We start from the raw sequence: 13,490 nt of genomic DNA, 5'->3' as shown, positions 1-13,490 counted from the left end.
GATATCTGTCGTCCCGGCACTCGGAAATTCCCGCGTAGTATATAGTACGAAGAAGCTCAGTTCGATTTGATTTCGCTTGTTTCCGAGGGCAGGGCGTAACTCACGCGGTTTTCCTCCGCAATCACGATACCCCGTGCCACCAGTTCGGCCACGATGGCCTTTGCCTGCCCCGACTCAAGCTGATTCGAGAAGGCGCTCGCGATGGAACGGGTCAGGGTCTTCAATCGTTGCGGCTTCGCGCCGCGATGCCGAACAAGCTTCTCAATAGCCGCGTCCACCAACGCACTCATTCGATCTGGTGTGTAAATCGGGAGTCCGGGAATTTCCGTCAGATCGCGAATCCGCTTCATCTTCACGGGGCGCTCGTGACGTTCATTCAGTTGGTTGATGAGGGGGTCGAAGCCCCGATCTTGCGTGACGATGTAGAACTGGGCCCCGGGCATCGTGCGCGACAGCTCGCCCGCATAAAAGGCGATAAGAAAATCGAGAGCATTGGGACCTTTTCCCGTCATACGCACATATTCCGCGCGGGCACCCATTCGCTGCATAGCGGCTGCCGTACTAAGCGGAATCTTGGACTGGTTCTCCCCTGTAAACAGAATCAAGCGAAAGGGAAAATCCACCAGGATCTCCAATTTGTCGGGTTGAGTATTCTCCATATCGACGAGCACGACCGATTCGGGCTGGGTCACCTCGCGCCGTGCGGGCGCGGTCACGGGACCCGCAAAACTTTTCCGGGCCGGAAGTGGACCGGAATGGAGATCGGCAGGATCAAGTAGATCGAGCTGTAGATGTTCCGAAGTCGACGACTCATCCGCCGCGCTTCGCGTGGGTTTGCGCGCCATGGCAAAGGCTTTCTGAATTCTTCCCATTCGTATTCGACACGAGAGTGTAGCGTGACCCCCTCGCCTGATGCCACCCGTGGCGGTCGAACGGTCACTCGTAAACCGCTTCTGTGCCGCCAAACAATTGAAATTAAAGGACTTCAACCGATACAATACCCGCTTGTGCCGCACCCTCTCCCTGGGCCGCGCGCCATTTCATCCTTTGAGTAAGAACAGGAGTTTATCGTGGACAAGCTGGTCAGCCTTTGCAAGCGTAAGGGATTTATCTTTCAATCGAGCGGAATCTACGGCGGCGTCAATGGCTGCTGGGATTTCGGCCCCCTGGGTGTTGAGCTCAAGCGCAACCTGAAGGATGACTGGTGGTACAACTTTGTCCAGACCCGCGATGATATTGTTGGCCTTGATGCGAGCATCATCATGCACCCCGAAGTCTGGGTCGCTTCCGGCCACGTGGAAGCCTTCCACGATGTGGTGGTGGACTGCAAAGAGTGCAAGCACCGCTTCCGCGAAGACCACCTCGAGTCGAAGAAGTGTCCCGATTGCGGCGGCGAGTTGACCGAGCCGAAGAAGTTCAACAGCATGCTGCGCACTCAGCTCGGCGTGAGCGAGGACACGGCGGTCAACACCTACCTGCGTCCCGAGACCTGCCAGTCGATTTTCGTGGACTTCAAAGAGGTCTACTCCTCCACCCGCTGCCAGATTCCCTTCGGCATTGCGCAGGTGGGCAAGAGCTTCCGCAACGAAGTAAATCCCCGCAATTTCATCTTCCGCAGCCGTGAATTCGAGCAGATGGAAATTGAGTTCTTCTGCAAGGAAGAAGAGGAAGAAATCTGGTTTGAAAAGTGGCAGGAGGCCATCTGGAGCTGGTACCTGCGCCTGGGCATTCCCGAGGACAAGCTCCGCTGGTATGAGCACCCCAAGGAAAGCCTGGCCCACTACTCCAAGCGCACCGTTGACGTGGAATTTGAGTTCCCCTTCGGCTGGGGCGAGCTTCAGGGGCTCGCGAATCGCGGCACCTTCGACCTGAACGCTCACTCCAAGCACTCCGGCAAGGACCTGTCCTTCTTCGATCAGGTGAAGAACGAGCGCTTCGTGCCCACCGTGCTGGAACCCTCCGCCGGCGCCGACCGCACCACCCTGGCCGTGCTCTGCTCGGCCTACCACGAGGACGAGGTGGATGGCGAACAGCGCGTGGTCATGCGTCTTGCCCCGAAGCTGGCCCCCATCAAGGCGGCGATCCTGCCTCTCGTGAAGAAGGACGGCCTCGCGGAAATCGCCGAGAACCTGGAAAAGAAGCTCCGGCGCAAGTTCAACACCTACTACGATCAGGCGGGCGCCATCGGCCGCCGCTATCGCCGTCAGGACGAAATCGGCACGCCCTTCTGCATCTGCGTGGACTACGACACGAAGGAAGACAACACCGTCACCATCCGCGAGCGGGACAGCATGGAGCAGATCCGCATCCCGATTGACGAAGTGGCGAACTACATCGCGCCGAAGGTTTCGTTTGACCACGAGGCGTAATGCGAAAAGCCTTCGCCGGATCTAAGTGTGCATAGTCGAGTGTGCTCATCGGGGTGGTAATCGGTTGGATTGCCGCCTTGAGTATCAATTGGCACTTAGGAGCATTCGACATGACACTTAGAGAAATCGTGCACGGGATGATCGAGCAGCTGGATGACGAAGGATTGCTGTTAGTACAAGAACGCATCAAGACTTTACTGCCATTGAATTGCGAGCCGGATTCGCGGCGGGTGCCAACGATTGAAGAAGTCTGGGAAATGACTAGCCACGACAAATCCTGCTGGAGCGACGACATCAGTGAGGAACGGGAGGATCGCTTCTAGGCGCCTCAATGGCTTTCGATTCGCTTTGGCATCGACGAATCAGGCGTGAAGCCAAGTGATACTGTCGAAATTATTAAGTATCTCTTTATCCACGGGGGGGATTGCACGAACTATAAGCTCAAATCCAAGAGTCGCAACATCCTCTTCGACATTGCTCGGATCGACGAGTTGACGGACCATAATCTCGTAGAGGCCGTTCTCAAGTTCGATTCGGGAGACTCCGCCCGTGTTCGAGGGCAGCGTTTGATCCTCAAACTGCGCCGCCATTGTCAGGTCGGTATAGCTGATCAAGTAAAGGTCCCCGTTGGTAACGCGTATGCGACCGGAGAAACTTCTAAAGTCCGTTGAAGATATTGGTGAATCAGATACAATAACAGGCCAGAAGTTTTCGCAGCCCGTGCCCCAGAAGAGCAGATGCCCCTTGTTTGATTCCTGGATGATCCGATCTTTTACATCGTCGAACTCCCAATCTTCTCCTATGAATGCGTCATATAACTCGTTGTTCACGATACCCAGCAAACCATCGTCGTCGCAGATGCTGAACGTGATATTCATGAAAGTTTCCTTTCCAAAGATGCTACCTGAGCTACGATCAAAACTGATATGGCATTCAAGAGCGGTCGTCCATGAGGCTTTCCCTCACGCATAACGATGAAAATGAACTCAGTTCATTTCGCGTGTCCGCTCCGCAGAGCGGAACGGCATGCATTCCCACGGCGGACCGTGGGAACGAGCGCGGAGTTTTTTTTCGAAGCAGACAGCCTCACTACCTGTATGATGCATTTCAGCGGTTATACTACCATCGCGTCACGACGATACACGGCCAAAAAGATCCAGATCAATTGAGTTGCTGCTTGATAGTGATACGCAGGAATACTTGAAAAAAAAACTCGTCAAAAAGAAAAAACGCTCCCAGGTCCGCACGCGCAACTGGGACCAGGCTCACGAGACCGCGTTCAGCCACGACCGCGTGCGGCACCGCCGCGCCCAGTCGGCCATATCCGATGTGGCGCTGGAGCTTCAATCCCTGCCGACGGATTTCGAGCCGAACGCCCTCGTCATTTCGCACTCCAAGAAGTGGGCCTTTGTGCTCATGGACGGCGAGGAAGAGCTCTGCCTTATTGACGAACGCCTGAAAGAGGGCGGCGCCACCCTTATCGCGCCGGGAGACAATGTGCTGGTGGAGCAGGAGGAGGAAAAGCTCATCGTCCGCGGTGTGGCCCCGCGCCGGACGCGTTTGAGCCGTCCCGGCCACGAGCACGACCGCCTGGACGAACAAGTCTTCGCCGCCAACATCGATCTCCTCGTCATCGTGACCGCCGCGGCCAATCCGCCGTTCCGTCCCGGCCTGGTGGATCGTTATCTGATAGCCGCCGAGGTTGGCGGGGTGGACTGCGTCATCTGCGTAAACAAGATGGACCTGGTGGGGGAGGAGGAGCCGCCGGAGCTCGTGGACTATGAGCGGCTCGGCTTTCGCGTGGTCCGCACCAGTTGCGAGACTGGGCGCGGGCTGGATGAGCTTCGCGCGCTGCTCGCGGGCAAGCTCAGCATCCTCTCCGGCCACAGTGGCGTGGGAAAATCCTCCCTGCTGAACGCCCTGGATCCCGAACTCGAGGTGCATACCCAGCAAGTCAGTGTCGTCTCACAGCGGGGCCGCCACACCACCACGGCCTCGCGGCTCTATGAACTGGAGGGCGATGTGCGTATTATCGACACGCCCGGCATCCGCGCGCTCGGTGTCTGGGGCGTCTCCCCCGAAGAAGTCGCCTGGTTCTACCCCGATCTGGCCGCGCTGGGCACGCAATGCCGCTTTCGCGACTGCAGCCACACCCACGAGCCCGATTGTGCGGTTGAGAAGGCTGTGAATTCCGGGGAATTGCTGCCCTGGCGCTACGAATCCTACCTGCGTATTCGGATGAGCATGGAAGACGCGCAGAATGGCCCATTCGGCGACAGGTACAGCAACAAAGCGGCGGACTATTGAGGGTTTCGTCGCCGTTCAGGGCCTTGAGAACCCCGCGCACGGGCTTGTGGCAGGGATACTTATCCAGCGATAACCTCCTGCGAACATCCTTTAAGTATAACTGTTCCAATATGGACCCATCTCTGCATTTTCTGTCCGAAAATACGACTATATAGGCAGAAGTCGAGAGTGAGGCTTCGAGAGTAGTCGGATTCTGGGTACTTCGGAGACAGCGCAACATGGCCGTGTTTGAATTCTCCGCCAAGTCGGCGGACAGTCTGGAAGACAAGGCGCAAGGGACGATAATCGCTCGGGACAAGTTGGACGCCTTCGACAAGTTGATGCGGCTTCACTATACGAATATTAAATTGAAGCCCATCCGCGGAATTCAGGCATTTTTCAAGCAATGGAGTGCCGACGTTAACTGAACGATCCGCATCCAGACCGCCACGCGGCTGGAGCGTCAAAAATCTTCGCACACTACTGCAAGACTGAATCGTGGCACTCCGTGCGACGCCAAGGTCCTGCAGCACAACACTCCCCGCTAAACCCCCGGGGAGTGTTTTGTGCTTTACAGGGGATTTCAGAAACGACGGCTTCGGGCAAGCGGAATCTTCGCAGTGTACACGTATGTCCGGCACCCAAGGGGCATCAGGCAGCGTAATAATGCCGAAACGCTGAAAACGTCCCAATTTCCGCCGTGCTGAGACCTCAGGCCATCAACTCGGGCCGGACCATGCCATGGACGTCCGTCAGTCGGTAGTCCCGACCCTGGTAGTAGAAGGTCAGCTTGTCGTGCTCAAAGCCCATGAGGTGCATGATGGTGGCCTGGAGATCGTGAATGTGAACCGGGTTCTCCGCGATGCGGTAGCCGAGTTCGTCCGTCTGGCCGATCTGGGCACCGGCGTTGCATCCGCCGCCCGCCATGAAGATTGTGAAGGCGTGGGGGTGGTGGTCCCGGCCGAGGTAGGTGGAGCCGCCACGGGCCTCGTTCATCGCCGTGCGACCGAACTCGCCGGTCCAGATGACGAGGGTGTCTTCCAGCAGGCCGCGTTGCTTCAGGTCGCGGATGAGCGCGCCCGCCGCCTGGTCGGTCAGTTTACATTTCTGGGGGAGGTACTCGACGATATCATTGCCGGGGCCAGCGCCGTGGGTGTCCCAGCCCCAGTCAAAGAGCTGTACGAAGCGCACGCCCTTCTCAACCAGCCGTCGCGCCAGCAGGCAATTATTGGCAAAAGAGGTTGTGCCCGGTTTGGTGCCGTACATCTCATGGATGTAGTCTGGCTCCGCGCCGATGTCCATCACTTCAGGGACGGAAAGCTGCATGCGGTAGGCCAGTTCGAACTGGGAGATGCGGGTCATCGTTTCGGGATCCGCATCCTTCGAGAAGTGGAGTTCGTTCAATTGGTTGAGCGTATCCAGCGAACGACGGCGCGTGTCTCGCGAGATACCCTTGGGGTCGGAAACATAGAGCACGGGGTCGCCGCTGGTGCGGCATTGAACGCCCTGATGCACGGTCGGAAGGAAGCCGCTACCCCACACGCTCTGGCCCGCGTCGGGCGTCTTGTCGCCGGAAACGAGCACCACGAAGCCGGGCAGGTTCTGGTTCTCCGAGCCGAGCCCGTAGGTGAGCCACGAGCCCATGGAGGGGCGGCCCGGCCGTGGCGCGCCGGTGTAGAGAAAGAGCTGCGCCGGGGCGTGGTTGAACTGATCGGTTTTCATGGAACGGACCATGCACAATTCGTCGGCCACACCGGAGATGTGTGGCAGCAGTTCCGAGATCCACGTGCCGCTCTGTCCGTGTTGAGCAAACTTGTGGGGGGTGCCCAGCATGGTGGGGTGGCCCTTGATAAAGGCGAAGCGTTCATTCGCCAGGAACTCGTCGGGGCATTTCTGGCCATTCAACTCGTTGAGCTTCGGCTTGTAGTCGAAGAGGTCAAGCTGAGAGGGCGACCCGGCCATGTGGAGGCAGATGACTCGCTTCGCGCGGGGGGTGAACTGTGCGCCGCGGGGCCCCTCGGTATTCGCCGCCGCGGCGGGATTCTGGCCCATCAGATAGCTCAGGGCGGTCGCGCCGATCCCCGCGCCGGCGCGTTGCAGAAAGTGGCGGCGGGTCAGGGCGTGCATATGTTCCATGTAGGGATTCATAGGGCTTTTCTCTTTATATTTGGCCTGCGCGGCTATCGTTTGGTCAAGACTTCATCCAGATTCAACAACACATTGCTCACGAGGGTCCACGAGGCCAGCTCGGCGTTGTCGGCGTTTCCCGTGGGCGGCCCGAGCGGGTTTGTGGCCATGGCCAGGGCGATTTCGCTGTCGGCGGAGAACTGGGCCACACCGTCATTATACAGTGCTTTGACGGATTCCACTTCGGCGGCTTCCGGCGGACGGGACGCAGCGAGGAGGTAGGCGTAGCGAATCCGGCTGTCCAAATCGGGCGCGGGCGCCTCGCGGAGCACGCGGCGGGCCATGGCCTGCGCGGCTTCAATATAGGCCGGGTCGTTCAGCGTGACGAGCGCCTGCAGGGGGGTATTCGTGCGGACGCGACGAACGGTACAGACTTCGCGCGAGGGCGCGTCAAAGGCAACCATGGAGGGGTAGGGCATGGTGCGCCGCCAATAGGTGTAGAGGGCGCGGCGGTACTTGTCTTCGCCGGTGCTCTCCTTCCACGTGTCGCCGCTGTAGACCACCTGCCAGATCCCCTCGGGCTGGGGCGGCATCACCGAGGGACCGTGGAGCTTCGCGCTCAGCAATCCGGCGGACGCGAGCGACTGATCCCGAACCATTTCGGCTTCCAGACGGAAGCGAGGTCCTCTGGCGAGGAGACGATTGTTGGGGTCCTTCTCGAGGCGGTCCGGTGTAACCGTGGGGGCCTGGCGATAGGTCGCCGAGGTGACGATGGTGCGGCAGAGATTCTTCATGGACCAGCCCTGCTCCATGAAGTCGACGGCGAGCCAGTCGAGGAGGGCCTGATTGGAGGGCATTTCGCCCTGGGTACCAAAGTCTTCGGCGGTTTCCACCAGACCAACCCCGAAAAACTGCGTCCAAAAGCGATTCACGAGCACGCGGGCGGCCAGGGGATTGTTCTCATCCACCAGCCACTGCGCCAGGCCCAGTCGGTTGCGGGGGGCGTCGTACGGCATCGGGTGCAGTGCGGCGGGGGTGCCGGGTAGAACTTCCGCACCCGGGTTCAGGAAACTGCCCTTCTCGAACATGCGCGTAACGCGTTGTTCGGTCGGGCTCAGTTCGCGCAATACGGGGATTTTCGGTACGGCGGTATTCACGCGATCAATTTCCGCCTTGACCTGGGCAATCTGCTCGCGAAACGGAGCGAGCTCCGGCGCGATGTTATCCCGGTAGTAGTTGAGCAACTCCGTGGTTTGCTCCGGTGTGCGCTGTTCAACGGGCAGCTTCGCAAGGTTTACGATATTCTCGGGTAGTCCCTGAAAGGGGCTCTCATAGGAAAAGGCATACTCGCCGCCGGCATTCACCACCTTCATCAGGAGCAGGTTGTCGCCTGGTTGCAGGCTCAACTGAACCGCATCCGAGCCCTGGGTGATGGCGCGGGCAATCTTGTTGCCGTGTACCAGCACGCCGTTCAGCCAGATCATGATGGCGTCGTTGCTGCCGACCTTGATGGGATAGGGGAGGGCCGATTCAGTGTGAATCGTGCGGCGCAGGTAGGTGATGGCCGGGCCGCTCTCCAGTTTGTGGATGGCGCCATCGGCCCACTCAGGACGCGGCTGCCAGGCATAGCCTTCGGGTGCGACCAAGTCCTTTGAGGCCGGATCCAGACCGCCGGTGGCGTCATAGGCCACCTCGAAGTTTTCCTGTGGAATCGGTCCCAGGGATTCCCACGCAGAGACCGACTGGGCGCCGTTGCCTTCCGTCGCAAGTTTATGCTCCCAGGCTTCCTGAGCCGCGCCGCGGCTTGGCAGGGCCGTCTGGAGGAGTGCGCCGACCTGCTGGAGCCGCGCATTGAGGAAGCTCAGTTCCTGCTGCTGCTCGGGCGTGGGCGCGGGCAGCACGGGGGATTCTTCCGGGTAGAGGTCCGCATCCTGCGTCTGGTTGAAGAAGGCGTAGAACTGGTAGAACTCTTTGTTCGTCAGGGGATCGTACTTGTGGGTGTGGCACTGGGCGCAGCCCATCGTAAGGCCCATCCACGCGGACATGGTCGTGTCGACCCGGTCAATGATCGCCGCCGTGCGGAATTCCTCGTTGTCCGTGCCACCCTCGTCGTTGGTCATGGTGTTGCGGTGAAAGGCCGTGGCGAGTTGCTGTTCCATCGTCGGGTTTGGCAGCATGTCGCCCGCGATCTGCTCGATGGTGAACTGATTGAATGGTTTGTCCTGATTGAATGCGTCGATGACCCAGTCACGGTACCGCCACATGTCCCGGTGACGATCGGCTTCGTAGCCCTTGGTGTCCGCGTATCGCGCGAGGTCGAGCCAGACCCGGGCCCAGCGCTCGCCATAGCGCGGCGAGGCCAGAAGCTTTTCCACCAGCTTTTCATAGGCCACGGGGCTTGTGTCGGCGGCAAAGGCTTCTACTTCCGCTGGAGTGGGCGGGAGGCCCGTGAGGTCCAGGTAGACCCGGCGAATCAACGTATACTTGTCGGCTTCGGCCGTGGGCGCCAGGCCAGCGTCGTCCAGTCCCTTCGCGATAAAAAAGTCGATGGCGTTGCGGAGCCAGGTCTGCTGGGAGGAAGGGGGCAGGGGGGCCTTGGCCGGCTTTACGAAAGCCCAGTGGGGCTCGTAGATTGCGCCCTCGGCAATCCACTGCTGTAGCTTTGCCACCGCGGCTTCGTCCAGCGCCGGGCCCATCTCGGGCGGGGGCATCCGGTCGTCTTCGTCGTGGGTCAGGACCCGTTTCATTAATTCGCCCTGGGTCGCATCACCGGGCACGATGGCCTTCAACCCGGCCTTGTATTCCGCCGTCGCGCCTTCAAAGGTGTCCAGTCGCAGGCCGCTTTGGCGTGTCAGTTCGTCCGGGCCGTGGCATTTGAAGCACTTGCTTGCCAGGATAGGTCGGATGTCGCGACCGTAAGAGAGGGGGGCGGCCAGCGCGGGGAGAGACATTCCCACCGCAAGGGAGGCGACAATGAGACAACGAAATTGATACGACATGACAAGAATACCTCACTGAGCGGGGTACGGCACACTTGGTCCCCGGCGGCTCCAGACTACACCAAGGGCGGCAAAATTGCAAAAGCGGCGCGAGGCTGCCCAACGGCAATGCGCTGCGCGCGAAGGCCCGTAAACGCCCGTTCCGGTTGGGGCCGTGATTGACCACGGAAGGGCACGGGAATTCATAGAAATGAACCTATTCAACACGCTATGCGATGACCGAACTTGTAAACGCAGAGCGGAACTTCGCATTCGTTCGCAGTTCAAGTTACTTTCGCTTCCTTTTCACTTGGTTTGCGAGCGTCTACGAATATTCGACGTTCAGCGCATTGGGTTGCGGCACTTGAACTCGGAATGGTGCCAATCTATTATTGATAGCGGTGGGATGAACCCTGAATTTCGATAGAATCCCGCAACTGACCCGCTTCGGCCTTGTTACGGTGATGGTCGGGGCCGGATTTCCCGCAGACAGGAGGAATCGTGCGTAAACTTACAGGTGCCTGCGTATGTCTACTACTGGGCGCAATCTCTCTAGCGGGCGCAACGCCCCAGGCGATGGCCGAATCAGAGAACTTGTCGCCGCGTTGGATTCGATACCCTGCGATTTCCCCGGACGGGCACTTGATCGCCTTTGCCATGGGTGGCCAGCTTTGGCTGGTGGACGCGAAGGGCGGTGACGCCACGCCGCTGACCAGCGGTGAGTTTTATTCGACACGCCCTGTATGGTCGCCTGACGGGAAAAGTATTGCCTTTGCGTGCAAGCGCAATGGGAACTTCGACGTGTTTGTTGTCGGGCTCGAAGGCGAGACTCCCCAACGGCTGACCTTTCACTCGGCCAATGATCTGCCCTATGCGTTCTCCACCGACGGTGCTACGGTCTATTTCAGCTCGACCCGGATCGGCAGCCCTGAAACAGAACTGGTGGGGGCATACAACGACAGTACCCAGCTTTATGCCGTGCCCACGACGGGCGGTGCGGTAGACCTGGTGCTGCCTACGCCCGCCCTGGATGCGGCGGTCAGCCCGGATGGCAAGGCGCTGGTTTACGACAATTGTCCGGTGTTTGAAAACGAGTGGCGCAAGGGGGCTGTATCCGATGGCACCCACGATCTCTGGCTCCACGACCTTGCCAGCGGAAAGCACCGTCAACTGACGGACAACCGGGGCGAAGATCGCGACGGTGTCTTTGCGCCCGACGGTCGGAGCATTTTCTATATAAGCGAAGGGACCGGTGGAAGCTTCAATGTTTGGCAGGTCGGGCTGGAGGACGGCGCTGAGCCCCAGGCGATCACCCGCCACGAGGGACGCCCGGTACGCTTCGTGAGCGTCGCCCGGGACGGCACGTTGGTCTATGGCTATGACGGCGCGATCTGGCGTCGGGAGGCCGCGGGCGGTGAGGCGCGACCCCTTGCATTGAACATCCACCAGGCGCCGCTGGTCTCCGGGGCCTTTTCCACGAGCGCCAATGCCTACGTATCCGAAATCGTGACCCGGCCCGACGGTTCTGAAGTCGCCGTGGTTGCCCGAGGGGAAATTTTTGTTGTTTCCACCGCAAGTGGGCGGTCACGCCGGGTAACCAGTACGCCGGCCTTTGAGCAGCATGTCAGTTTCAGCCCAGACGGTCGCCGTCTGCTCTTCTGCAGCGAGCGCGAAGGCGTTTCCGAGATCTACGAGTTGGCCTTGCCGGAAGGACGGGCAGGATTTACCGCGCCCGGCGGGCTGGAGGAAAGCAGAGTCATCGCGAGCGAGGTCGATCTGCTCTTCCCGGCTTACTCACCGGATGGCGGGCGCATCGCCTATTTCGAGAACCGGAACAGCATCAAGGTATGGGATCGCGAAAAGAACACCACCGCCACCGCGCTTCCTCCCGGACAGGTGTACAGTTATATCGACGGGGATCTGAGCTTCGATTGGTCGCCTGATGGACGCTTTATTGCGTCCACCGTGGGCTCCCTGGCCGGGGACCTGGATATTGCGCTCTGTGACACCACGGGCCAGACACCACCGGTGAATCTATCGCGGAGCGGCTATTCCAACAGCCTTCCCACCATTCTACCGGACGGGCAGGCCATACTGTGGTCCGGTGACCGGCAGGGATTTCGGAGTCCGGACGGTTCCGAAGGGCAGATGGATCTATACATCGCGCACTTGACCCAGGAGGCCTATGACGCATTCAAGCTGGCCCGATCGGGGGCCGACCAGGCGGTCAAGGCGAATGCGGGCGATGCGGCCAAAAGCGACGGATCCTGGGCACCGCAGACCGAAGGTATCCAGCATCGCATCACCCGCCTCACGCCGGTGTCGCTCGCCTCGATTGTCTACACAAAGGCCTTGCCTGGCGGCCAGGACCTGTTGCTGGTCGGCGTGAACAACGCGTCGCAGTTGGTGGGGTATCGCGTTGGTCTCGCCCGTGAGTCCTTCGAGCAGATCTTTGCCATGCAGCCTTCCGTCGCCGCTCTCAGCCTGGCGCCGGGCGGTGACGCCCTCTACGGCGTCGGCCCCGCGGGTATGGTTCGCATCTCGCTGGCCGACGGCACTTCGAGCCCGATTCCCTTTGAAGCGCAACTGGACTACGATCCGCGGGGGGAAATGGCGTGGATTTTCCAGCACTGCTGGCAGATGACCAGACTCAAGTTTTATCAGCCCGACATGCATGGCCGCGACTGGGAGGCGCTGCGCGCCGACTACGCCCGGTACCTTCCCGATCTTCAGCAGTGGGAAGATTTCTGCGATCTGATGGGCGAAATGGCCGGTGAACTGAACGCCTCCCATATGGGTTGCTTCTGGAATTATGTTCCGGGCCTGGCGGACGACACGGCCGCGCTGGGTATCTACGAAGACAGCGACTATTCGGGACCCGGGGTAAAAGTGAAAGCGATCCTCGCTGGCGGTCCGTGCGACCTCGCCATGCAGCCCATTCCGCAGGGGGGCATTATTTCCGAGATCGACGGCGTCCCGGTCCACCACAACGAGCACCTGAGCACCCTGCTCAACCGGAAGGCCGGCACACCCGTGGAGTTGACCGTGAGCGATGGTGCGGGGGCGGCCCCGTCTCGCTTTGTTGTCGTGCCGGTCAGCGCGAAAGCAGAGAAGGAGCTGGCTGTAGACTATTGGGTGGCGCGCCGCGAGGCCATGACGGATAAGCTGTCCGGCGGGCGGCTGGGCTATCTCTACATTTCTGAGATGGACGGGGAGAATTACCAGCGTGCCGTGGATTACGTCTTTGGCGAAGGCCGCGACAAGGAGGCTCTGGTGGTCGATATCCGCTATAACCGAGGCGGGAATCTTCACGACCAGTTGGTCACCTTGTTCACGGGGGAAGTAACGGCCGACTTCTACTCGCGAGATGGCTACCACACCAGCCGAATCCCAAAGGACCGCTGGGGCAAACCCAGCATTTTGATTACCAATGCTTCGAGCTACTCGGACGGCAGCATTTTCCCCCACCTTTATCAGCGCCTGAAGATCGGCCCCATCGTCGGGGCACGCGTTCCGGGTACCGGCACGGCCGTGTGGTGGATGGAACTGTTGAATGCGAACATCAAATATGGCATTCCCCAATTGGGTGCGAAAGACCGCGAGACGGGGTGGTATGAGAACAGCGAGACCGTACCGGATATTCTGGTGTACAACACGCCGGAGGATGTGGCCGCCGGACGCGATCTTCAATTGGAGGCGGCTATCAAGCGCCTTCTGAGTGACTTGTAGA

At 59.8% G+C, this 13,490-nt stretch carries 9 protein-coding genes; 5 read left to right on the top strand and 4 right to left on the bottom strand.

Features of this window, described 5'->3' with window-relative positions; translation table 11 throughout:
- Positions 1-56: 56 nt before the first annotated feature.
- Positions 57-872 carry a hypothetical protein gene (locus tag JNK74_10295; GenBank protein MBL7646566.1) on the bottom strand — a complete coding sequence of 272 codons (816 nt, stop codon included), beginning with the start codon at positions 870-872 and terminating at the stop codon, positions 57-59.
- Between the two features lie 198 nt (positions 873-1,070).
- On the opposite strand from JNK74_10295, the gene JNK74_10290 reads away from it, so the two are divergent.
- Positions 1,071-2,369, top strand: coding sequence for a glycine--tRNA ligase (locus JNK74_10290; GenBank protein ID MBL7646565.1), 1,299 nt, complete (start codon positions 1,071-1,073; stop codon positions 2,367-2,369).
- A gap of 110 nt (positions 2,370-2,479) precedes the next feature.
- Positions 2,480-2,692 (top strand): hypothetical protein, encoded by a 213-nt coding sequence (locus tag JNK74_10285; protein MBL7646564.1) that lies wholly within the window; start codon positions 2,480-2,482, stop codon positions 2,690-2,692.
- Positions 2,693-2,731: 39 nt separating this feature from the next.
- Here the strand turns inward: JNK74_10285 and JNK74_10280 are convergent, their stop codons facing one another.
- Positions 2,732-3,247 (bottom strand): hypothetical protein, encoded by a 516-nt coding sequence (locus JNK74_10280; protein MBL7646563.1) that lies wholly within the window; start codon positions 3,245-3,247, stop codon positions 2,732-2,734.
- A 322-nt stretch (positions 3,248-3,569) separates the two neighbouring features.
- On the opposite strand from JNK74_10280, the gene rsgA reads away from it, so the two are divergent.
- Both rsgA and JNK74_10270 read left to right on the top strand, forming a co-directional pair.
- Positions 3,570-4,676 (top strand): ribosome small subunit-dependent GTPase A, encoded by a 1,107-nt coding sequence (gene rsgA, locus JNK74_10275; protein MBL7646562.1) that lies wholly within the window; start codon positions 3,570-3,572, stop codon positions 4,674-4,676.
- Positions 4,677-4,894: 218 nt separating this feature from the next.
- The gene (locus JNK74_10270; protein MBL7646561.1) at positions 4,895-5,083 is read left to right on the top strand and encodes a hypothetical protein; all 189 of its coding nucleotides are present in this window, start codon (positions 4,895-4,897) and stop codon (positions 5,081-5,083) included.
- Positions 5,084-5,366: 283 nt separating this feature from the next.
- Here the strand turns inward: JNK74_10270 and JNK74_10265 are convergent, their stop codons facing one another.
- Positions 5,367-6,803 carry a DUF1501 domain-containing protein gene (locus JNK74_10265; GenBank protein MBL7646560.1) on the bottom strand — a complete coding sequence of 479 codons (1,437 nt, stop codon included), beginning with the start codon at positions 6,801-6,803 and terminating at the stop codon, positions 5,367-5,369.
- Between the two features lie 32 nt (positions 6,804-6,835).
- Entirely contained in the window at positions 6,836-9,781 is a 2,946-nt protein-coding gene (locus tag JNK74_10260; protein ID MBL7646559.1) for a PSD1 domain-containing protein, read from the bottom strand.
- Between the two features lie 480 nt (positions 9,782-10,261).
- Between JNK74_10260 and JNK74_10255 the strand changes: the two genes are divergently transcribed.
- Positions 10,262-13,489, top strand: a complete 3,228-nt coding sequence (locus JNK74_10255; protein MBL7646558.1) for a PD40 domain-containing protein — start codon at positions 10,262-10,264, stop codon at positions 13,487-13,489.
- The last annotated feature ends 1 nt before the right edge of the window (position 13,490 follow it).

This window comes from Candidatus Hydrogenedentota bacterium, from assembly GCA_016791475.1.
Classification (GTDB): Bacteria; Hydrogenedentota; Hydrogenedentia; order Hydrogenedentales; family JAEUWI01; genus JAEUWI01.
The sequence above is the reverse complement of the archived record's forward strand: the minus strand, read 5'-3'. Positions and strand labels throughout refer to the sequence as shown.